Annotated in this window: 16 protein-coding genes and 2 pseudogenes; 8 read left to right on the forward strand and 10 right to left on the reverse strand. The window is 72.5% G+C overall.

Translation table 11 applies throughout. The features are described 5' to 3' along the window. Positions 1 to 39: 39 nt before the first annotated feature. The gene (locus AB0K60_RS18355; protein WP_364055880.1) at positions 40 to 882 is read right to left on the reverse strand and encodes an SDR family oxidoreductase; all 843 of its coding nucleotides are present in this window, start codon (positions 880 to 882) and stop codon (positions 40 to 42) included. A gap of 148 nt (positions 883 to 1,030) precedes the next feature. Then, positions 1,031 to 1,579, reverse strand: coding sequence for a MarR family transcriptional regulator (locus tag AB0K60_RS18360; RefSeq protein WP_364055695.1), 549 nt, complete (start codon positions 1,577 to 1,579; stop codon positions 1,031 to 1,033). A gap of 192 nt (positions 1,580 to 1,771) precedes the next feature. On the opposite strand from AB0K60_RS18360, the gene AB0K60_RS18365 reads away from it, so the two are divergent. From AB0K60_RS18365 to AB0K60_RS18380, 4 genes and pseudogenes are all read left to right on the forward strand, one after another. Then, the gene (locus tag AB0K60_RS18365; RefSeq protein WP_364055698.1) at positions 1,772 to 5,002 is read left to right on the forward strand and encodes an efflux RND transporter permease subunit; all 3,231 of its coding nucleotides are present in this window, start codon (positions 1,772 to 1,774) and stop codon (positions 5,000 to 5,002) included. 598 nt (positions 5,003 to 5,600) lie between these two features. Further along, the gene (gene purB, locus AB0K60_RS18370) at positions 5,601 to 7,034 is read left to right on the forward strand and encodes an adenylosuccinate lyase (protein ID WP_364055701.1); all 1,434 of its coding nucleotides are present in this window, start codon (positions 5,601 to 5,603) and stop codon (positions 7,032 to 7,034) included. Between the two features lie 108 nt (positions 7,035 to 7,142). Beyond that, a complete protein-coding gene (locus AB0K60_RS18375; RefSeq protein WP_364055704.1) occupies positions 7,143 to 8,168 on the forward strand; it encodes a DUF4037 domain-containing protein in 1,026 nt (341 codons plus the stop codon). Positions 8,169 to 8,190: 22 nt separating this feature from the next. Then, positions 8,191 to 8,382: pseudogene (locus AB0K60_RS18380) on the forward strand (FAD-dependent monooxygenase); the annotation flags it as partial. A gap of 217 nt (positions 8,383 to 8,599) precedes the next feature. On the opposite strand, the gene AB0K60_RS18385 reads toward AB0K60_RS18380, so the two are convergent. The 3 genes from AB0K60_RS18385 to map form a co-directional block, all read right to left on the reverse strand. After that, complete coding sequence (locus AB0K60_RS18385) at positions 8,600 to 9,370, reverse strand: MerR family transcriptional regulator (protein ID WP_364055707.1); 771 nt, start codon at positions 9,368 to 9,370, stop codon at positions 8,600 to 8,602. A 152-nt stretch (positions 9,371 to 9,522) separates the two neighbouring features. Continuing rightward, a complete protein-coding gene (locus AB0K60_RS18390; protein WP_364055710.1) occupies positions 9,523 to 10,500 on the reverse strand; it encodes an aldo/keto reductase in 978 nt (325 codons plus the stop codon). Positions 10,501 to 10,626: 126 nt separating this feature from the next. Further along, positions 10,627 to 11,394, reverse strand: coding sequence for a type I methionyl aminopeptidase (map, locus tag AB0K60_RS18395; protein ID WP_364055713.1), 768 nt, complete (start codon positions 11,392 to 11,394; stop codon positions 10,627 to 10,629). A gap of 51 nt (positions 11,395 to 11,445) precedes the next feature. Here map and AB0K60_RS18400 point away from each other — a divergent pair, with 51 nt between their 5' ends. Further along, complete coding sequence (locus AB0K60_RS18400; protein WP_364055716.1) at positions 11,446 to 11,751, forward strand: helix-turn-helix transcriptional regulator; 306 nt, start codon at positions 11,446 to 11,448, stop codon at positions 11,749 to 11,751. A 442-nt stretch (positions 11,752 to 12,193) separates the two neighbouring features. Here the strand turns inward: AB0K60_RS18400 and AB0K60_RS18405 are convergent, their stop codons facing one another. The 3 genes from AB0K60_RS18405 to AB0K60_RS18415 form a co-directional block, all read right to left on the reverse strand. After that, the gene (locus tag AB0K60_RS18405; protein WP_364055719.1) at positions 12,194 to 13,456 is read right to left on the reverse strand and encodes a tyrosine-type recombinase/integrase; all 1,263 of its coding nucleotides are present in this window, start codon (positions 13,454 to 13,456) and stop codon (positions 12,194 to 12,196) included. A gap of 291 nt (positions 13,457 to 13,747) precedes the next feature. Then, on the reverse strand, positions 13,748 to 14,692 hold the full coding sequence (locus AB0K60_RS18410) for a DUF5753 domain-containing protein (RefSeq protein ID WP_364055722.1): 945 nt from the start codon (positions 14,690 to 14,692) through the stop codon (positions 13,748 to 13,750). 889 nt (positions 14,693 to 15,581) lie between these two features. Further along, positions 15,582 to 16,181: a class I SAM-dependent methyltransferase gene (locus AB0K60_RS18415; RefSeq protein ID WP_364055725.1), complete on the reverse strand. Its 600-nt coding sequence runs from the start codon at positions 16,179 to 16,181 to the stop codon at positions 15,582 to 15,584. Positions 16,182 to 16,677: 496 nt separating this feature from the next. Here AB0K60_RS18415 and AB0K60_RS18420 point away from each other — a divergent pair. From AB0K60_RS18420 to AB0K60_RS18430, 3 genes and pseudogenes are all read left to right on the forward strand, one after another. Next, positions 16,678 to 16,902, forward strand: a pseudogene (locus AB0K60_RS18420) (HIT domain-containing protein); the annotation flags it as partial. Positions 16,903 to 17,093: 191 nt separating this feature from the next. Next, positions 17,094 to 17,222 carry a hypothetical protein gene (locus AB0K60_RS18425; RefSeq protein WP_364055728.1) on the forward strand — a complete coding sequence of 43 codons (129 nt, stop codon included), beginning with the start codon at positions 17,094 to 17,096 and terminating at the stop codon, positions 17,220 to 17,222. Positions 17,223 to 17,427: 205 nt separating this feature from the next. Further along, positions 17,428 to 18,420: a tyrosine-type recombinase/integrase gene (locus AB0K60_RS18430; RefSeq protein ID WP_364055731.1), complete on the forward strand. Its 993-nt coding sequence runs from the start codon at positions 17,428 to 17,430 to the stop codon at positions 18,418 to 18,420. A 470-nt stretch (positions 18,421 to 18,890) separates the two neighbouring features. Here the strand turns inward: AB0K60_RS18430 and AB0K60_RS18435 are convergent, their stop codons facing one another. Together AB0K60_RS18435 and AB0K60_RS18440 are read right to left on the reverse strand one after the other, a co-directional pair. After that, positions 18,891 to 19,367 carry a DUF952 domain-containing protein gene (locus AB0K60_RS18435; protein ID WP_364055734.1) on the reverse strand — a complete coding sequence of 159 codons (477 nt, stop codon included), beginning with the start codon at positions 19,365 to 19,367 and terminating at the stop codon, positions 18,891 to 18,893. Further along, a complete protein-coding gene (locus AB0K60_RS18440; protein ID WP_364055737.1) occupies positions 19,364 to 20,389 on the reverse strand; it encodes an aminotransferase class V-fold PLP-dependent enzyme in 1,026 nt (341 codons plus the stop codon). Before AB0K60_RS18440 ends, AB0K60_RS18435 begins: the two co-directional genes overlap by 4 nt. Between the last annotated feature and the right edge of the window lie 200 nt (positions 20,390 to 20,589).

The raw sequence follows: 20,589 nt of genomic DNA on the forward strand, positions 1-20,589 counted from the left end.
TCGCCGACCGAAGTCGATGACGATCCGGGCCGCGCGGGCTCAGTGCACGGAGAAGCCGCCGTCCACGAAGATCATCTGGCCGGTCATGAACAGGCAGGCGTCGCCGGCGAGCAGCACGGCGGCCCCGGCGAAGTCGGCGGGCAGGCCGTTGCGGCCGATCATGGTCCGGGCGGCGAACTGCTCCACCCGCCCCGGAACCGCCAGGTGCGGCGCGGTGAGCGGGGTCACCACGAAACCGGGCATGATCGTGTTCACCATGACGCCGTGCCGGGACCAGGCCTCGGCCTGCGAGCGCGTCAGCCCGGTGATCGCGGCCTTGGACACGCCGTAGGCGCCGCTCTCGCCGAACGCGCTGATCGCCTGCTGGGAGCCGACGTTGATGATCCGCCCCCAGCCGCGCTCGGCCATGCGCGGCCCGAAGTGCTGGCCCAGCAGGTACGGCGCGGTGATGTTGACGGCCATGGTCAGGTCGTAGTCGGCGGCCGTGAGCTCGGCCATCGGCGGGCGGATGTTGACCCCGGCCGCGTTGACCAGGATGTCGATCTCCCCGTACGGCCGGGCCGCCTCGTCGCACACCCGCGCGACGGCCGCGCGGTCGGCCAGATCGGCGCTGATCGCCGCCGCCTCGACGCCGTGCCCGGCCAGGCGCGCGACGGCCTTGTCCAGCCGCTCGGCGTCCCGCGCGACCAGGACCAGCCGCGCGCCGGCGCGACCGATCGCCTCGGCCATGCCGTACCCGATGCCGGAGCTGCCGCCGGTGACCAGGGCGACCTTGCCGGACAGGCCGAACAGCCCGTTGAGATAGCCGGCGGGGCCGCCGCCGGCGCCGTCGGGACGCGGGCCGCCGCTCGCCGCGGGGTCCAAGGGACCGGGATGCTGCATCGAAGCCACGCCGCGACGTTAGCAGCACGGCCGGTCGGCGACCATGAACTCGCCCATCGGCGGGGGACGCCGACCCCGGCCGCGTTGACCACGCGGCGGCTCGGGCCCGACGCAACGTGGTCAGCGCAGCCCGGTTAGCGCAACGTGGTCAGCGCACCGGGTCGGGCGCGGGGTCGCTGTGTCGTGCGGTCTGATCGGATCGGGCGGGGGCGGGCGGTGGCGTCTGGCCGGCGTCGCGGACGCGGTCGGCCAGGTACTGGGCGGCGGCCTGCTGGATCTTGCGCATGACGGTCTCGAGGGCCCGCAGTGTGTCGAGGTCCAGGTAGTCCAGCAGGGCGCGGTGGTGGCCGAGTCCCGTGTCCAGGAGGTCGTCGGCGAGGCGGCGGCCGGTGTCGGTGAGGCTGACGCGGCGTACCCGCCGGTCGGCGGGGTCCTCGTGGCGTTCGACCAGGTGCTGGGCGACGAGCCGGTCGATGATCCCGGTGACGGTGGCGAGGCCGACGCCGAGGCGGCGGGAGAGGTCCTGGCCGGACTGGGCGTCGTGGAAGGCCAGGATCATGATGACCTTGAGCTGGCGCATGGTGAGGTTGGAGTCGAACATCGGCAGGGAGCGGGGGTCGGCGAACAGCCGTGCGAGGTCGCGCTGGACCTCGCCGATCCGGCCGACCAGCCTGCTGCGTTCGTCGCCGTCGTTCACGTCCGCCTTCCTGTCGGTGGGGCCAGGTTACCAGGTATTCACAGGAAGGCTAAATATTCGTGTTTGGCGAAGTGTTAGGCTGGGACGGAGATTTTGCCCGTTCCCTTATGTCACCGCAGAAGGAGACCCCGTGACCGAGCAGCGCGAGGTGCCGGAGACCGGCGTCGCCGCCCACCTGGCGGGGGCCCGCTCATGATCGCCCTGGCCCGGCTGAGCCTGGCCAACCGGACGCTCATCATCATGATCGCGTTCCTGGTCGGCGGCTTCGGCCTGTACGCGATCCCCTCGCTCAAGCAGCAGTTGCTGCCCTCGCTGTCGTTCCCGGCCGCGTTCGTGGTCGCCCAGTACCGGGGGGCCTCCCCGGAGATCGTCGAGGAGCAGGTCACTGAGCCCCTGGAGGACGGCGTCAAGGGCATCGCCGGCATCACCGAGGTCACCTCCACCTCCCGCGAGGGCTCCGCCCAGGTCCAGGTCTCCTTCGAGTACGGCACCGACATCGACGACGCGGTCGCCAAGCTCCAGCAGGCCGTCGGCCGCGTCGAGCCCCGCCTGCCCGACGGCGTCGACCCGCAGGTGCTCGCGGGCAGCACCGACGACCTGCCGGTGATGGTCCTGGCCGTCGGCGAGGCCGGCGACCCGCGCCGCATGCTCGACAAGATCGAACGCGTCATGGTGCCCGAGCTGCGCGGCATCGAGGGCGTGCGCGACGTCACCGTGACCGGCGCCCAAGAGGAGACCGTCGTCATCACCCCCGACCAGGGCGAGCTGTTCAAGCTCGGCATCCCGGTCACCGCCATCCCCGAACTGCTGCGCGCCAACGGCACCCCGGTGCCCGCCGGCAGCCTCTCCGACGACGGCCGCACCCTCACCGTCGAGGTCGGCACCCGCGTCGACACCATCGAGCAGCTCAAGAACCTCTACCTCAGCCGGCCCGCGCAGGCGGCCGCCGCCCAGCCCCAGGCCGGCCGGCAGGGCGCAGCCGGTCAAGCGGGACAGGCGGGGCAGGGCCGTACCCCCGCGGCGGCGGCCCCGGCCCGGCCCAAGCCGGTCAAGCTCGGCGACGTCGCCCTGATCGAGCGCAAGCCGGCCGAGGCCACCACGCTCACCCGCACCGACGGCGAAAGCACCCTCGGCGTGTCCATCACCATGGCCCCCGACGGCAACGCCGTCACCATCTCCCACGAGGTCAACGCCAAGCTCGGGGACCTGGTCAAGGCCCTGGGCGACGCCGCGCCCATCACCGTCGTGTTCGACCAGGCCCCCTACATCGAGCGGTCCATCGAGAGCCTGACCACCGAGGGCCTGCTCGGCCTCGCCTTCGCCGTCGTGGTCATCCTCGTCTTCCTGCTGTCGCTGCGCTCCACCCTGGTCACCGCGGTGTCGATCCCGCTGTCGGTGGTCGTCGCCCTGCTCGCCCTGTGGATCGGCGACTACTCGCTGAACCTGCTCACCCTGGGCGCTCTCACCATCGCCATCGGCCGCGTCGTCGACGACTCGATCGTGGTGCTGGAGAACATCAAACGCCACCTGTCGTACGGCGAGGCGAAACGCCATGCCGTGCTCACCGGTGTGCGCGAGGTCAGCGGCGCGGTCACCGCCTCCACGCTGACGACCGTGGCGGTGTTCGCCCCGATCGCGTTCGTCGGCGGCATGGTCGGCGAGCTGTTCGCCCCGTTCGCGATCACGGTGACGGTGGCGCTGCTGGCCTCCCTGGTGGTGGCGCTCACCGTCATCCCCGTGCTCGCCTACTGGTTCCTGTCGGCGCCCAAGGCCGAGAGCCCCGAGCGGGCCCGCGAGGTGCGCGAGGAGGCCGAGCGCAAGGAGCTGCGCAGCCCGCTGCAGCGCGCCTACCTGCCGGTGCTGCGCTTCGCCACCCGCCGCAGGCTGCCCACGCTGGCGATCGGGCTGGCGGTGTTCATCGGCACGATGGCGCTGCTGCCCGGCATCAAGACGAACTTCATCGACTCCGCCGGGCAGGACACCATCCAGCTCAGCCAGCGCATGCCCGCCGGCACCGACCTGGAGACCACCGACGCCGCCGCCAAGAAGATCGAGGCGATCCTCGCCGACACCGACGGCGTCGACTCCTACCAGGTGAGCGTCGGCTCCGGCGGCACGTTCTCCTTCGGCTCGGGCGGGAGCCCCGACCGGGCCACGTTCTCGGTCCGGGTGAAACAGGACGCCGACACCTCCGCCCTGGAGCAGACCCTGCGCGACCGCATCGCCGGACTGTCCGGCGTCGGCACCGTCACCGTCGGCGGCCAGGGCGGCGGGGGTTTCAACGCCAACCAGCTGCAGGTCATCGTGCAGGGGCCCGACCTGAAGTCGCTGCGCGCCGGCGCGGAGGCCGTGACCAAGGCGATGAGCGGCATCGACGGCGTGCGCGACGTGTCGTCCAACCTGGAGGACAGCGCCCCGCGCGTGCAGGTGCGGGTGGACCGCCGCGAGGCCGCCGAACGCGGCCTCACCGAGGTGCAGATCGGCGAGGCGATCGCCCAGCGCTTCCGCGGCGCCACCATCGGGCAGATCGACCTGGACGGCCGTCCCGGCGACATCATCATGCGTACCGGCGACGCCCCCGAGACCCTCGAGGCGATCCGCGACCTGGAGCTGCCCACCCCGACCGGCGGGGTGAAGGTGTCGGCCGTCGCCGACGTCGAACGCGTCGACGGCCCGCAGCAGATCTCCCGCACCGACGGCGAGCGCACCGCGAGCATCACCGGCGCCGCCGAGGCCGCCGACCTGGGCCGGGTCACCGCCGCGCTCAACGAGAGGCTGCAGGACCTCACCCTGCCGGCCGGCGTCCGGTACGAGATCGGCGGCGTCAGCGCCGATCAGGACGAGGCCTTCGCGCAGCTCGGCGTCGCCATGCTCGCCGCGATCGCGATCGTCTTCATGATCATGGTGGCGACGTTCCGCAGCTTCGTGCAGCCGCTCATCCTGCTGGTGTCGATCCCGTTCGCCGCCACCGGCGCGATCGGCCTGCTGCGGATCACCGACACCGCGCTCGGCGTCCCCGCCCTCATCGGCATGCTCATGCTGATCGGCATCGTGGTCACCAACGCCATCGTGCTCATCGACCTGATCAACCAGTACCGGGAGCAGGGCCTGGGCGTGGTCGAGGCGGTCATGGAGGGCGGACGGCGCCGCCTGCGGCCCATTCTGATGACGGCGGTGGCGACCATCTGCGCGCTGGTGCCGATGGCGCTCGGCCTGACGGGGGAGGGCGGCTTCATCTCCCAGCCGCTGGCGATCGTGGTCATCGGCGGGCTCGTGTCCTCCACCCTGCTCACCCTGGTGCTGGTTCCGACGTTGTATTCGCTGGTCGAGCGGGCCAAGGAGCGGATGCGCCGCCGCGGCGACGCGCCGCCCGCGCCGGACACGACGGTCAAGCAGGAGCAGGCGCTGGCCTCCGCCCCCTGACGGCGCGGCCACATATCGGGACATCGGGATATCGGGCACCCGGCGGGCACGCGCCGGGCCGCATGGGGGATCGCGCTCATGCGGGCGTGTCCCGCGCGGGCCGGGTCAGGGGGAGCGGTCCCCTGGCCCGGCCCGCCGTCACGTCCACAGCGTTTCCCTTGCGTTCCCCGTCGGCCGGTCGTCGCGTGCCGTACCGGACAGCCTGCTGCCATGCGGTGGCGCGGGGCGGGGTCGGCGGCGAGTCGCTCGACCGTCCGGGCGATGGCTTCGGCGTCGTGGCGGGCGGCGGCGCGACGTGAGCGCCCCAGGCCGCGTGCAGTCCTGACGCGTGCCGCCGCCGAGGCGTCCGAGGGATGTCGCGGGGATTTCGTTCGTCCCTGACCTGCAGCACCCGGCCCTTAACGGTCGGAGATGTCCGAAATAATCTACTTTGTAAAGACGGGTGGCTGGATGCCGACCAACCACCCAGATCACAACACCCAAAGCCTCACCCACCATCAACGATCCGCCGCCGCTCGGAGCCGCCCGTCCGGCGCGCCAGCGGGAACGAACGCCCCGATGCCCCCGCACGGTCGCGACCGCCATAGACTGACGCGACGTGAGCACCGCCAAGCCGCGCATTCCCAATGTCCTGGCCACCCGCTACGCCTCGCCGCCGCTGGCCCGCCTGTGGTCGGCCGAGCACAAGGTGGTGCTGGAGCGCCGCCTGTGGCTGGCCGTGCTCAAGGCCCAGGCCGACCTCGGCGTCCCCGTCTCCGAGGGCGCCTACGCCGACTACGACAGGGTGGCCGAGCAGGTGGACCTGGCCTCGATCGCCGAACGGGAACGCGTCACCCGCCACGACGTCAAGGCCCGCATCGAGGAGTTCAACGCCCTGGCCGGCCACCAGGACGTGCACAAGGGCATGACGTCCCGCGACCTGACCGAGAACGTCGAGCAGCTCCAGGTCAGGGACAGCCTGCTGCTGGTACGCGACCGCTGCGTGGCCATGCTCGCCCGCCTGGGCCGCCTGGCCGCCGAGCACGCCGGCCTGGTCATGGCGGGCCGCTCCCACAACGTCGCCGCCCAGGCCACCACGCTCGGCAAGCGCTTCGCCACCGCCGCCGAGGAGCTCCTGCTCGCCTACGCCCGGCTGGAGGAGCTCATCGAGCGCATGCCGCTGCGCGGCATCAAGGGCCCGGTCGGCACCGCGCAGGACATGCTCGACCTGCTCGGCGGCGACCGCGCCCGCCTGGCCGAGCTGGAGGACCGCGTCGCCGCCCACCTGGGCTTCGCCCGCCGCCTGACCAGCGTCGGCCAGGTGTATCCGCGGTCGCTCGACTACGAGGTGCTCACCACGCTGGTGCAGCTGGCCGCCGCGCCGTCCAGCCTGGCCAAGACGATTCGGCTGATGGCCGGGCACGAGCTGGTCACCGAGGGCTTCACCCCCGGCCAGGTCGGCTCCTCGGCCATGCCGCACAAGATGAACACCCGCTCGTGCGAGCGCGTCAACGGCCTGACGGTCGTGCTGCGCGGCTACGCGTCCATGGCCGCCGAGCTCGCCGGGGACCAGTGGAACGAGGGCGACGTCTCCTGCTCGGTGGTGCGCCGCGTGGCCCTGCCCGACGCGTTCTTCGCCTTCGACGGCCTGGCCGAGACCATGCTCACCGTCCTGGACGAGTTCGGCGTCTTCCCCGCCGTCGTCGCCGCCGAACTGGAGCGCTACCTGCCGTTCCTGGCCACCACCAAGATGCTCATGGCCGCGGTACGGCACGGCGCCGGCCGTGAGACCGCCCACGAGATCATCAAGGAGCACGCGGTCGCCGCCGCGCTGCACATGCGCGACTCCGGCGGCGCCAACCCCCTGCTGGACCGCCTGGCCGCCGACGACCGCTTCCCCCTGGACCGGCCCGCGCTCGACGCCCTGCTGAAGGACCGCGAGATCTTCACCGGCGCCGCCGCCGAGCAGATCGCCGCCGTAACCGGCCGGATCGCCGAGATCACCGCCCGCCATCCCGACGCCGCCGCGTACACGCCCCAGCCGATCCTCTGATCGCCGGGGGCGTCCTGCTCGCCCCGCCATCCCGCGCCGAGCAGGAGGCCGCCGGAAAATAGGCTGCGCAAAGCGGGCTTTGAGAGCACAGTGGACGAAATGATGCCAATGTTCGTCCCTGGTCTGGAGCTGTCGCGCGCCTACTACACCGAGGTCGTGCGCCCGCTCGCCGGCCGCGTCCCGCACAGCGCCGCCCTCATCGGGCCCGGCTCGGACGTCCTGGACTTCGACACCGTGCGGTCCACCGACCACGACTGGGGGCCGCGTGTGCTGTTGTTCGCCCGGCCCGCCGACGTCCCCGCGCTCCGCGATCGCGTCACCGCCGCCCTGCCCGACACCTTCGCCGGCTATCGCACCGTCTTCGGCTCCGACCGCGCCCCCGCACGGCCCGGCGTCGTCGTCACCGACGCCGCCAGCTGGTTCACCGGCCACCTCGGGTTCGACCCCGGCGGCCCCATCACCATCCTGGACTGGCTCGCCACCCCCTGGCAGCGCCTGGCCGAGGTCACCGGCGGGGCCGTCCACCACGACGGCCTGGGTGTGCTCGGGCCGGCCCGCGAACGGCTCCGCTGGTACCCGCCCGACCTGTGGCGCTACGTCCTGTCCTGCCAATGGCACCGCATCGCCCAGGCCGAGGGCTTCCCCGGCCGCTGCGGCGAGGTCGGCGACGAGACCGGCTCGGCCGTTGAGACCGCCAGACTCGCCCGCGACCTGATGCGCCTGTGCCTGCTCATGCGCAGACGCTACCCGCCGTACGCCAAATGGCTCGGCAGCGCCTTCGCCCGCCTGACCGGCACCGCCGAGCTCGGCGACGACCTCGCCCGCGCCATCGCCGCCCGCACCTGGCGCGACGGCGAGGAACACCTGTGCCGCGCCTACCGCCGGGCCGCCGCCTTGCACAACCGCCTCGCCCTCACCGCCCCCCTCGACGAGGCCGTCCGCACCTACTTCGACCGCCCCTTCCGCGTCATCGGGGCCGACCGCTTCGCCCGGGCACTGAGGGATCGCGTCACCGATCCCGCCGTCCGCGCGCTGCCCCCCTACGGCGCCGTCGACCAGTTCGCCGACGGCGCCGACCTGCTCACCCGGCCCGCCGCCTGCCGCGCCGCCGCGGCCGCCGTACTCGGGCTGTGACGACCGGACTCCGCGCGGCTGCTCCCCGCGCCGGCCGTCCTGCTTCGGGGGCGCCACCCGGCCGGCCGGACGCCACCGGGTTGGGCGGATCCCGCCGGTCGGCGACGCCGCGCACATCCATCCGCCCATCGGCGGTCAGGGCCTCGGCCTGGGCGTGCATGACGCCTTCGACCTCGGCTGGAAACCCGCCGCGCAGGTCCGCGGCCGGGCGCCATAGACGCCCGAGGCGCCGGAGACACCGGAGACACTGCGCCCTGCGCGGCTTGTGCTGTGACCGCATCGCCTTGCCGGGTCCGGCCCTTCCCCGCCGCCGCGACGGCGCGCCGATGTACGGCGCTGACCGGCGTCGGCGGACGATGCCCGACCGGTTCACGCTCGCGGATTTCGCATCAGGCAGGGCGTGAGCGGGCAGGACGGCCGTGGTCAGCGGGTCACGCGCCCGCGCGGGCGGCGTTGGCGTGGATCGCGTCGCGCACGTACGCGGTCAGGCCCTGCGCGACCCGCTCGAAGTTGACGGCGAAACGCTCGTCGGCCACGTACATGTCCGCCAGACCCTTGTGGATCTCGTAGGTGCACTCGTAGAACCACTTGCTGATGTGCTCGCGGTGCCGCTCGGCCAGCTCCATCGCCCGCCGGCCGTCCGCGGGCTCACCGTCCGCGAACGCCGCCGCGAAGCCGTTCAGCACCTCCTCGGACTCGGCTTTGATGCGCTGCCAGTCCTGCTTGCGGTAGGCGGCGGTACGCCTGCGGCTCTCGGCGAACGCCTCGCCGCCGCCCCAGCGCTGCTCGGCCTCCTCGGCGTACTCCTCGGGCTTGAAGTCGCCGAACACCTCGAAACGCTCCTCCGGCGTGAGCGAAACCCCCATTTTGTGTGCCTCCATGGCCTTGTCGACGGCGGCGACCATCGTCTGCAGGCGCCCCACCTTCCGGGACAGCAGTTCGCGCTGGCGGCGCAGGTGCGTGAGGGTGTCCACGCCCGGCTCGTCCAGGATGGCCGCGATCTCCTCCAGGGGGAATCCCAGCTCCCGGTAGAACAGCACCTGCTGCAACCGGTCCAGGTCCGCCTCGGTGTAGCGGCGGTAGCCGCCGCCGGTGCGCTCACCCGGGCTCAGCAGGCCGATCTCGTCGTAGTGGTGCAGCGTACGCACCGTCACCCCGGCCAGCCGGGCCACCTGGCCCACCGAATAACCACCGGTACCCATGGGATTCCCCCCTCCTTTCCTTACGCGACTCAGCCTGGGGCCTCACGTCACGTGAGGGTCAAATGCGATTTCCACCCGCCTTCCACCTGTTTCGCGCCGCTTTCCACCCATCCGCTTTCCGGCCATGCCGTCTCCGGCCGTACGCGAACCTGCTACCAGCGGTGATGCACCTGCGGCCGGATCAGCTCGTCGTAGACCGCCCGCACCCGCTCGTGAACTTCCTCCTGCAGCGGGTCCAGCCCCGCCGCGGCCGCGTTCCCCGACGCCTGCCCCGGGTTGCGCGCCCCCGGGATCACCACGCTGACGCCCGGCTGATCCAGGATCCAGCGCAGCGCGAACTGCGCCATCGTCGCCCCTTCGGGCACCAGCGGCGCCAGCCGCCGCACCGCCTCCAGGCCGGTCTCGTAGTCCACGCCCGAGAACGTCTCGCCCACGTCGAACGCCTCGCCCCGCCGGTTGAAGGTGCGGTGGTCGTCCGCGGCGAACACGGTGTCGCGGCCGTACCGGCCCGACAGCAGGCCGCTGGCGAGCGGCACCCGCGCGATGATCCCCACCCCGGCCTCCCGCGCGGCCGGCAGCACCTCCTCCAGCGGCTTGAGCCGGAAGGCGTTCAGGATGATCTGCACGGTCGCCACGCCCGGGCGCGCGATCGCCGTCAGCGCCTCCGCGCACGTCTCCACGCTCACGCCGTACGCGGCGATCCTGCCCTTGGCCACCAGCGTGTCGAGCGCGTCGAACACCGCGTCGGAGGAGTAGACCGGGGTGGGCGGGCAGTGCAGCTGCACCAGGTCGATGGTGTCCAGGCCCAGGTTGGCGCGCGACCGGTCGTTCCAGGCCAGGAAGTTCTCCAGCGTGTACGCCGAAGGCTCCTGCGGCACCCGCCGCCCCATCTTGGTGGCCACCGTCAGACCGGGATGGTCCTTCAGCAGCGCGCCGACCAGCCGCTCGCTGCGGCCGTCCCCGTACACGTCGGCGGTGTCGATGAAGTTCACCCCCGACTCGACGGCCGCCTCCAGCGTCCTGCGGGCCTCGCCCTCGTCCACCTCGCCCCAGTCGGCGCCGAGCTGCCACGCGCCCAGCCCGACGACGCCCACCTGCCTGCCGGTCCTGCCCAGCGTTCGCCGTTCCATGGTCGAATCGTAGGGGAGCGGCCGGAGGGCGTGCGCCACGCGCCGTGCCGTCCGTTCCGGGGCCGGCGGCCGTCGTTCAACGATTGGCACGGGTCCACGGCGCTGGGCTCACCGGCCGGGCGAGGGTCACAGGGCGGTCAGGATGCGCGGGCCGTCGTCGGTGATCGCGACGGTGTGCTCGACGTGGGCGGCGCGGCTGCCGTCGATGGTGTGCAGCGACCAGCCGTCCCGGGCCGTGCGGTAGCGGTCGCGGCCGCCGGCCATGAACATCGGCTCGATGGCCAGGACCAGGCCGTGCCGCAGCGGCATGCCCCGGCCGGGGCGCGCCTCGTTGGGCACGCTGGGGTCCTCGTGCATCCTGCGGCCGATGCCGTGGCCGCCGAAGTCGGTCACCAGCCCGTACCCGGCCCCTCGGCCGATGGTGGAGATCGCGTGCCCGATGTCGCCCAGCCTGCCGCCCACCACGGCCGCGGCGATGCCCGCCTCCAGGGCGCGCCGCGTCGTCTCGATCAGCTCGACGTCGGCCGGGCGGGGGGTGCCGACGGTGAAGCTGATCGCCGAGTCCCCGGTCCAGCCGTGCAGGACCGCGCCGCAGTCGATGCTCACCAGGTCGCCGTCACGCAGCCGGTACTTGCCCGGGATGCCGTGCACGATCACGTCGTTCACCGAGGCGCAGATCACCGCGGGGTACGGCGTCGGCGCGAACGCGGGCTTGTAGTGCAGGAAGGCGGGCTTGGCCCCGTGGTCGCGGATCACGTCGGCGGCGATCGCGTCGAGCTCGCGCAGCGACACCCCCACCTCGGCGTGCGCGCGCACCGCCTCCAGCGCCTTGGCCACCACCCGGCCGGCCTCGCGCATCGCCTCGATCTCCGCGTCGGTCTTCAGCTCCACCATCGTCGGCCCCCTCCGTTGCCCAATACTTATAACGGTATTACTATCACGGATATGGTGCGACCTCCGCTGACGAGCCTCGAACGCGAGCGCGGCGAACGCCTCGGCCTGCTGCTGCGCCAGGCCCGCGGCGAGCGCAGCATGGCCCAGGTCGCCGCCGCCGCAGGTTTGTCGGCCGAGACCCTGCGCAAGATCGAGGCCGGGCGCATCCCGACCCCCGCCCTGTTCACGGTCGCGGCGCTCGCCGACGCTCTCGGCATTTCCCTGGACGCCCTGGTCTCCGCCTGCTCCCGCCCGGCCGCCGAACCGCTGCCGCGCCTCAGCGCCGACCCGCCTCCGCCGCTGTCCAACGTCTCCTGATCGCCTGGGCCGCTCGTCTGCGGGAGGGTCTGCCGGGCGCGTGGTCGGCTCGCCCGAGGGGAGGCGAGGTCACGGTGCGCTGCAGTGGCGCACCGTGGGGATCCGGCTTCGTTGAGGGCCGATTCGTCGCGCTGGGCGTACGTGACGGGTCGGTGGGGGAGCGGCCGAGGTGGGGGAGCGGTGCGAGGGACGGCGCACCCGACAGTGAGTACCACCTGGGAAGGGTCAGCGCGGCCTGCGGCAGGCTCTCGGCAGAGGACCCGGTCCGTCACGGAGCCTGCGGGGCGACATTCGCCGGTGACAGGAACAAGGCGCTTAATGTCCGATTTGGTCTACTTTGTAAAGGTGTCGAGGTGGATGATCAAACCATTCCGACACCAAACAAATATCAACGACCCAAAAGCACACGCCTAGCGCATGAGAGCTCCTCGAATGGCCGCCCTCAACCCGCGCGATCCTGCGCGTCGGCCGAGCCGTCACCGCCCTTGAGCAGGGGATGGGAACGCATCGCCACCTCCAGCTCACCCGGCAGCTCATCCCGGTAGCGGCCCAGCGTCGACAGGTCGCTGTGGCCCAGCACCCGCCGTACCGCGTCCATGTCCACGGCGTCGGCGAGCAGATGCGTCGCCGTCGTGTGACGCAGCCCGTGCGGCGTCACCGAACGCCGCCGCGCGGCGTCCACCCCGCGCTGCACCCGGTCGATGACCGCCTGCACGTCCCCGCGCGCCAGCCGCCTGCCCCGCCACGACAGCAGCAACGCCTTCTCCTCGCTGGGCGGACGCGCCCCCTCGAGGTAGGCGTCCAGCACCCGCGCCACGTCGTGGGGGAGAGGGACATCCCGAGTACGGCCTCCCTTGCCGAAGATCCGCCAGTAGCGCACCCCGTCGTTGACGTAGAAGTCCTCCACGTTCGCCCGCACCAGCTCCGACACCCTCGGCCCAAGGGTCGTCAGCAACAGCACGATCAAGGCGTCGCGGACCTCCACGCGCTGGTCACGGCGCTTGCGCCGCCCCGGCGGGGAGCCGGTCGCGGAGGCCGGTGGGGGAGCGGCACGCCGATCGCCCACCCCCTCACTCGCGGCCCTCGGCCCGGGAACCTCGGACTCGCCCCCACCTGTGGGTCCGGCGTCAGGTCCCGCGTCGCCTGCGCGGACGGCGGGACGCGTATCCCGCCCGGCCCCGGATACGCCGGCATCGGCGGCGGCACCACGCGAACGATCACCCGCGCGATCGCCCAGGTGATCTTTTGCCAGCGCCTTGGCCGCCCCGATCAGCCCCCGCGCCTGCTCGCGGGTCAACGCGCGCCGCTCGGCCCGCAGGCCGCCGCGTTCCTTCGCGGTCACGGTGGCCGCCGTCATCGGGTTGATCTGCACCCATCCCGTCAGCACCGCGTGCTTGAACAACGCCGACACCGACCGGCGAAACCGCGCCTGCGACGAGGCACTCTGCACCCCGGGCACCGGCTCGGCCCGCCTGCCGTCCGGCTGACGGGCGAACGCCAGCAGCACCGCGTCCACGTCCTCACCCGTCAGATCGTCGAGAATGCGCTCGCCGCCCGCCAGCCGCGCGAACGTGTGCACGTCGCGCACGTACACCTGGGCGGTCGCGGGGGACAGGCCTCCCGTGACCGTCCTGGCCCTGACCAACTCCACGTAACGATCAACGGCCTCCTGCACGGTGAGGCGCTGCAACTCCGCGGGACGCATGATCCCCAACGCTACAGCGCCACTCCGACACTTTCGCCGCCCCGGCCCCCTCGCCTCACGGGACGGCTGTGGGACCAGCTCGCGGCCGGGGCACAACACCTGGATGTCGTCGGGATCGACGCCGCGCCGGCGTCCCGCACCCGCCCACGCCGCCGGGCGAGCGCCCCGGCGGACGGATGCGGGACGCCACCCGCACACGTGCGGTGCCGCCGTGGAGGGCCGCCCTGCGGGGCCGTGCACGACAACGGGGGAGCGGCGACGCTCCGGCCACACCCCGGCCTACATCCCGGCCTACATCTCGGCGAGGATCCGGTGAACGATCTCCTCGGTACGGTCGACCGGAGCGGCGGCCACCACCAGCCTGTCCATCACCTGCTGATAGCGCTCGACCTCGGCCGGTTTCGCCGGATAGGCGGCGCTGGTGAGGTGTTCGATGTAGACCACGTCGGGGAGCAGCCCGCCGGGCAGGCGCAGCAGGCACACGCTGCCGCCCTCCGCGACGTGAGCGCCACGCTCGAACGGCATCACCTGCACGGTGACGTTGGACAACTCGCTCATCGTCAGCAAATGGCGCAATTGCTCGCGCATGGTCCCCCGGCCGCCCATCGGACGCCGCAACGCCGCCTCGTCGATCACCACCCACAACCGCACCGGCTGCGGCGGCCTCAGCACGCTCTGCCGCCGCAGCCGCAGTTCCAGCCGCCGGTCGATCTCGGACGGCAGCGCGTGCGGATGCCCCAGCGCGATCACCGCCCTGGCGTACGCCGCCGTCTGCAGCAGCCCCGGCACCAGCTGCGCCTCGTAGGCCCGGATCACCTCCGCCGCCTGCTCCAAGCCCAGATACGGCGCGAACCATGAGGGAATCACATCCGCGTACGGCTGCCACCAGCCCGGGACGTTCGCCTGCCGAGCCAGCGCCATCAGCGTGGCCCGCTCGGCCTCGCTCGTCAGGCCGTACAAGGTGAGCAGATCGCGCAGGTCACGGAGCTTGAATCCCGAGCGGCCCAGCTCCATCCTCCTGATCTTGGCAAGGGATGCCTGGATGGCCGCGGCCGCCTCGCCCTGGCCGATGCCCCTGGCCTCACGCAGCCGCCGCAGCCTGGCGCCCACCAGCAACCGGGGCATGGTCGGCCCGGTCGCCCGTACGGCCTGGCCTGCGGCCGGTGTCGGCGTCGCACGGTCGGTGGCACAGCCGGTCGTGCCCCCGCCCGTGCCCGCGGCATCGGGCCCCTGCATATGGTCATCATCGTCCTGGTCCCGGGCCATGTCCCCTCATCCCCTCCTCATCGCTTCACCACGCGCATGTGTCCGGCGACGACCCCACGCCGACCACCGGTCGTTCACCGCTCACGGCCGCGCCCCCGAGGCCCCCGTAGCGGTCCCCGCGGAGGTCCGCGGTCCACACGGCGAGCACCCGGCCGCGAAGCCTCCACCGCATCGTCGCGGGCCCACCCGGTTCCGGGATCAGGCGGTGGTGCGGGCCGAGCCCCCGGGAAGCGTTCACAGAACCCGGTCATCTGCCGGCCCGCGCCGCCGATCGGCAGATGACCGAGGACGCCTGCGAGGCGCGACGCGGCGCATGCCGGAGCATGCCTCCTGCGCGGGGGTGAGCGGGTCCTGTCCCACGGCGTGTATCTCCCACCAGGAGTCGGCCTGCCGGATGACACGCGCCGCAGGCGGGGATGCCACCACATCTGGGAGGGGGAAGCCGGATCCGGTCGGATCCGGGTGCGGAGAACAGTTGCCTGCGGCCGCGCCAGAGATTGCTATCGCGATTACTCTGACACGATAGACGCTTGCGCGGAAATCAGCTTGGTAGGCCACAAAAGGATCCCCTCCTCGCATCCGTACGCGCCAAGCCGTGGCGCGGCCGTACATTGCGGGGGAGAGAGGTCGACTGACCAGCCCTGATGCGCTTTCCGCCGCATCGGCGGCGAAACATTGCGGGCGATTGGGGCGCATGAGAGGCGGGTATCCCGGCCGTCCGAAATATCTCCTGCGAGAGTGAGATCGCCGCAATGGGTGTAAGGAAATCCACTCTCCCCGGCGTTTACGCGTCTTCCCGTGGTAAACGCCGCTCGGGGGCGTTTACCCGCCCGCCGACGGGTCTGCCGGACCGGCCCCTTCAGCTCTGCGGCTTGGTCCAGACGATGCTGTAACGCATCAGAAGGTGGCGGCGGAACCGTGAGCCGGGCAGCGTCTCGGCGGCCGGCGCCCGCGTCTGCGCGTACGTCACCGGGGGAGGCCACACGATGGGAGAGGGATGCTCCCAGTGCCCTTTTACGGCGCGATGGAGCGCGTTGGCGATGACCCCCGCGACGTCGAGCGGCAGGTCGCGGATCGTGCTGCGGGCCAGGCCGACGATGGCCGGCATCCCGCCGGGGCGCAGCAGTTCGCGCATGCGTGTCAGCCCTGCGGCGGCGTCCATGTGATGCGGGGTGGCGACGGACGTGATGACGTCGAACGAGGCGGGCTCGAACGTGTGGGTGAGGAAGTCGCCGAGGATGTAGTCGACGTCGTCCGCGTACCCGCGTGCCAGGTCGATGCCGGCGGTGTCGAGGTCGATGCCGGTGACGTGCGGCACGGCGCGGCGGAGTGCACGGGCGAGCGTGCCCTCGCCGCAGCCGACGTCCAGGGCGCGGCGGGTGCCGTCGGGGATCGCGCCCAGGATGCGGGGGTGGTAGTGGATGTTGTGGTTCCACCGCCTGCCGTTCGTCGCGGTCATGTGATCATCCTGGCGGGTATGCCCCTGCCGGGGTGGAGCTTTCGCGCTTTTGCGACTTTTTGCGACATTGTCCGCAGTCTGTATGGCCCTGCAGGAGAGTGGGTCGGGGAAGGCGGTCCCGGCCGGCGGTGTCGCCTTCCTCCCAAGGGGTGACGGGCCGCCGGCGAATCGGCGAGGCCCGTTTCCCCGGTTCTCGCGGCGTTCGGGTTTGGCCCGGATTCGGTGGAGGGCTGCGCGTACGCCTTATTCGCATGAGCGTTACAGGACAGATGCCACCGCACAGCCTTATACCAGACAGAATTCAGCTTCTGTCTGGTATAAGACTCTTTGGCCCCATCAAAGGACAATACGCCACCGGAACGGTCGCGCATGCGCCGGCAGGCCGAGCCCGGGCGCTCCCGGACGGCCGGTGCGATCACCGGATGCGTGGGAGAGTGCACGTTCTGCGCCGTTGTCGCCGACCGCCTACACGTCACCTGGTGCTTCCGGATGAACACTGTGCGGCGTTTCTCGACGCCGCGCGGACGTCTCCGGTCACACGCCGGTCGTCCCGCGTGAGCATGCCCGGGACCTGCGGGCGATGTCCGGGGCCGCGCACGGGCACGTCGCCGGGATGGCGCGTCGGGTCGCCGTCTCGCCGAGGGCGACCCTTGCTCCTGAGGGCCTGAACGTCGTGCATTCCACCGGAGAGGCCGCCGGGCAGGAGGTCTTCCGCACCCACGCGATCCCGCGCCGGCGTGGCGACGGCCTGCGTCCGGCGCGGAGACAGCGACTGGCCCACTTGGAGGAGGCCGAACGGCTCTACGAGAAGGTGCGTGACGAGGTCGGCTGCACCACGTCCGCGGCGAGATCGCCCGCTGGGAGGGCGACCTGGACAAGGCCCGGCGTGAGTACGCCACCGCGGCCACGGCGATGCCCCACACCCGGCGCGTCGCGCCCCAGCAGGTGTCGCTGGTGCTGCTCGGCCATGCCTTCCTGGCCATGGAGGCCACGCCGACCGAACCGGCGGAAATCCCGGGGCCGACGACCGCCGGACCATGACGCGCCCCGCCGTCGGCGCGGGACGACGGGCATGTGTACGCCGGGGCATGCATACGGGGGCATGCACAACGGGGGGCGTGCGTACGTGCGGGAGGCCGCGCGACGCGCCGAGACCCCTTCCCTCCGGCCCCTCCCGCCATGTTTGATGCATAATCTTTATTATGCATCAAACATGGGTGGCCCCTCCTCCGCGCGGAGCGGCGCGATGACGGCTCCGGAGCCGCCGGCGCAGGCGCGGGTGCCGGAGGCGGCGGACGAGTTCCTGCTGTCGCTGCGGGCCAGGAAGATGTCGCCGCACACGATCGCCGGCTATGAGCGTGATCTTCGCGCGGTGGCGGCGCTGGCGGCCGGCGAGGCCGGTGTCGCCGTGGCGGACCTCGAGGTGCGTGCGCTCGGCGGCCGCCTGATGCGTGCGGCGTTCGCGCGGTTCTCCGGCCCGCGGTCGGCGGCGAGCGTGAACCGGGCGTGGAGCGCCTGGAACCGCTTCCTGACGTTCTGCGTGGCCGAGGGCCTGCTGGAGGGCAACCCGATGGCGGCGGTCCCCCGGCCCCGCCAGCCCGCGAAGGCGCCCAAGCCGCTGCTCGGCGACGGCACGGCGTCGGCGACGCTGCTGGAGCGGATCGCGGCGGGCGCCCGCGAGGCCAGGGATCCGTGGGTGGAGCGGGACCTGGTGGTGCTGGCGCTGGCGCTGGTGACCGGGATGCGCTCGGCCGAGCTGCTGGGCCTGACCCTGGGGTCGATCGGCGGCTCCCCCGGCGACCAGCGCGTGCAGGTGGTGGGCAAGGGCGGCAAGACCCGCTCGCTGCCGATCGAGCCGGGACTGGAGCGCCTGATCGACGCCTACCTGGACAGCAGGATGCGGCGCTTCGGCCTGGCCGCGCTCCCCCGCACCGCGGCGCTGCTCGTCGACACCCGTAACCGTCCGTTGCGGCGCGGTGGCCTTCAGTATCTGGTGCGGCAGTGTTACCGGTACGCGGGGATCAACGACCGTGTGCAGAAGGGCACGCTGGTGCACGCGCTGCGGCACGAGTTCGCCACCCGGCTGGCCGAGCGCGGCGCGAGCGCACACGAGCTGATGGAGCTGCTGGGCCACTCCTCCATCGTCACGGGCCAGAACTACGTGGCGTCCACGGCTCGCGAGGTACGGCGGGCGGCGCGGGCGAATCCGGTGTACGGCGTGCTCGACCGCCTGCCGTAGGGGCGGCCCGGCCTGGCGGCTCGTGCCGCCCGCGCCTCTCCCCCGCTGCCGATGCGGGGCCGGCGGGATTTCGATCTGCCGGGCGTGGCGCATACGGCGCTGTTCTTTTTCCCGGGGACCTTCTCCCCCGTGCGGCCGGTGGTGGAGGTGACGGTCGCGGTGACGCCGCTGTATCACGCGGTGGAGCCGGTCCGGGGGCCGGGGACCGGGCGGCCGGAGTGGGGTTGCCGGTGTCGGCGGCCTCTCTGGTGGTGCTGGGGGCCGGGGTCGTCCTCACCGACCCGCCGCGGGCCGAGGGCTGGCGGTGGGGTCGATGGCTGACGGCGATCCGCACATCGCGCGGGCTGTGCGGGACGGGTGCCCGAGCACGGCGTGGCCGGGGTCGCTGGGACACCGGCGACGGTGCCGGCACGATCACACCCCGAACCGGACACGCCGGACGGCCAGAGCCGGCGCCTGTGGCGGGCGGGTCAGGCGGGGCGGCGGTAGGGGTCTGTGCGGATCACGGCGGTGATGGGGATCGGCCCGTAGATGTGCGGGAACGCCTCGGCGGCGCCGTCGGGGACCTCGAGGCGTACGGGGGCGGGCAGCAGGCCGGTGTCGATGGTGAGGACGAGCAGCGGCTCGGCGATGTCGGCGTAGTAGCGTGCGGCGACGCCGTGGAGTTGGGCGGTGTCGGCCGAGGCGTGGATGAAGCCTTCCTGGTCGAGGGTGCGGCCGATGGTGGAGACGCGGTATTCGCCGTGGGCGAGGGCTTTGTGCCAGTCGGTGGCGAGGGCCAGGTGGAGGATGGTGCGCGAGGTCCGGTCGCCGCCGGTTCGGCCCGGGGTCTCGGGGAGGGCTTGGGCGGCGGGTGTCCCGGACGGGGCCCCGGGGTCGGCGCCAGGGTCGGTGCCGGGGGGTGTCGCGGGGAAGGGCTGCGTACGGGGGCGGGCGGGTTCGGTCATGCGGTGAGGGCTTTCACGGCTCGGTCGACGTCGGCTTCGGTGGTGTAGAGGTGGAAGGACAGGCGGGTCTTCCCGCCTCGGGCGGCGGCGCGGATGCCGGCTTCGGTGAGCCGTCGTTCCGCTTGGGGTGTTTCGACGGCGACGATGGCGCTGCCCTGGGGCGGCAGGCCGAGCCCGGCGAGGAGGCGGTCGGCGAGGGCGACGTCGTGGCGGTGGATCTGTTCGACGCCGATGCGGCCGAGGAGTTCGAGTGCGGGGGCGGCGCCGACGTAGCTGAACCAGGCCGGGGACACGTCGAAGGCGCGGGCGTCGTCGGCCAGGTGCATGGGCAGGCCGTAGTAGGAGGCGTCGGGGTCGGCGCCGGCGTACCAGCCCGCGGCGTAGGGGCGCAGGCGGGGGCGGATGTGGGGGGCGAGGTAGGCGAAGGCGGTGCCTCGGGGGCACATCAGCCATTTGTAGGCGGCGCAGACGAGGATGTCGAAGCGGGTGGCGTCGACGGGGAGCCAGCCGCAGGCCTGGCTGGCGTCGGCGACGATGAGGGCGTCGTGGTCGCGTGCGGCGGTGATGATGTCGTCGACGGGGGCGATGTGGCCGGTGGCGGATTGGACGATGCTGAAGGCGACCACGTCGGTGTGGGGGCCGATGGCGTCGGCGAGGCGCTCGGGTGGGGCGGTGTCGACGCGGGCGGCGACCTGCCAGGGGTAGACGTTGGAGGTGAACTCGATGTCGGGGGTGAGGACGCGGCTGCCGGGCGGGAGGGAGGCGGCGGCGGTCGAGAGCATCTGGGAGACGGTGGAGCCGATGGCGATGTCGGCGGGGTCGGCGCCGACGAGGTGGGCGAAGGCGGTGCGGGCGCGGTGGGTGGCGGCGTCCCAGGTCTTCCAGCCGGTACGGCCGTGCCGCCACTGGTCGATGGCGTGGTGGAGGGCGTCGGCGGCGGGTGCGGGGGGTAGGCCGTAGCTGGCGGTGTTGAGCCAGCCGGGCTCCGGTTCCCACAGATGGAGGGCTTCGGCCAGATTCATGCGGTTAGCCTAGCTTTCACGCATCGTGGAGGTTTGTCCTGTTGGTGGGGGTGGCCGCCCTGAGGCTCAGTGGCGGTGGTGGCGGCCGGGTGACCGGCGGCCCTTGGCCGGGGCGAGGCGGAGCGCGCGGCGCCGGGGCGGATGCCCGGGTCGGCGGTCGGCGGCGTCGCCGGCTCGGGGTTGACCGGCCCGGGTGGGGT

Source organism: Thermopolyspora sp. NPDC052614 (assembly GCF_040678635.1).
Taxonomy (GTDB): domain Bacteria; phylum Actinomycetota; class Actinomycetes; order Streptosporangiales; family Streptosporangiaceae; genus Thermopolyspora.

Excerpts from the sequence above, each read along its gene's own strand:
- AB0K60_RS18385 (WP_364055707.1), bottom strand. The coding sequence starts at position 9,370 with ATGGGTACCGGTGGTTATTCGGTGGGCCAGGTGGCCCGGCTGGCCGGG.
- AB0K60_RS18440 (WP_364055737.1), bottom strand. The coding sequence starts at position 20,389 with ATGAATCTGGCCGAAGCCCTCCATCTGTGGGAACCGGAGCCCGGCTGG.
- AB0K60_RS18410 (WP_364055722.1), bottom strand. The coding sequence starts at position 14,692 with ATGCAGGGGCCCGATGCCGCGGGCACGGGCGGGGGCACGACCGGCTGT.
- AB0K60_RS18430 (WP_364055731.1), top strand. The coding sequence starts at position 17,428 with ATGACGGCTCCGGAGCCGCCGGCGCAGGCGCGGGTGCCGGAGGCGGCG.
- map (WP_364055713.1), bottom strand. The coding sequence starts at position 11,394 with ATGGTGGAGCTGAAGACCGACGCGGAGATCGAGGCGATGCGCGAGGCC.
- AB0K60_RS18390 (WP_364055710.1), bottom strand. The coding sequence starts at position 10,500 with ATGGAACGGCGAACGCTGGGCAGGACCGGCAGGCAGGTGGGCGTCGTC.
- AB0K60_RS18355 (WP_364055880.1), bottom strand. The coding sequence starts at position 882 with ATGCAGCATCCCGGTCCCTTGGACCCCGCGGCGAGCGGCGGCCCGCGT.
- AB0K60_RS18425 (WP_364055728.1), top strand. The coding sequence starts at position 17,094 with ATGCCCCACACCCGGCGCGTCGCGCCCCAGCAGGTGTCGCTGGTGCTG.
- AB0K60_RS18415 (WP_364055725.1), bottom strand. The coding sequence starts at position 16,181 with ATGACCGCGACGAACGGCAGGCGGTGGAACCACAACATCCACTACCAC.
- AB0K60_RS18435 (WP_364055734.1), bottom strand. The coding sequence starts at position 19,367 with ATGACCGAACCCGCCCGCCCCCGTACGCAGCCCTTCCCCGCGACACCC.
- AB0K60_RS18400 (WP_364055716.1), top strand. The coding sequence starts at position 11,446 with ATGGTGCGACCTCCGCTGACGAGCCTCGAACGCGAGCGCGGCGAACGC.
- AB0K60_RS18405 (WP_364055719.1), bottom strand. The coding sequence starts at position 13,456 with ATGCGTCCCGCGGAGTTGCAGCGCCTCACCGTGCAGGAGGCCGTTGAT.
- AB0K60_RS18365 (WP_364055698.1), top strand. The coding sequence starts at position 1,772 with ATGATCGCCCTGGCCCGGCTGAGCCTGGCCAACCGGACGCTCATCATC.
- AB0K60_RS18375 (WP_364055704.1), top strand. The coding sequence starts at position 7,143 with ATGTTCGTCCCTGGTCTGGAGCTGTCGCGCGCCTACTACACCGAGGTC.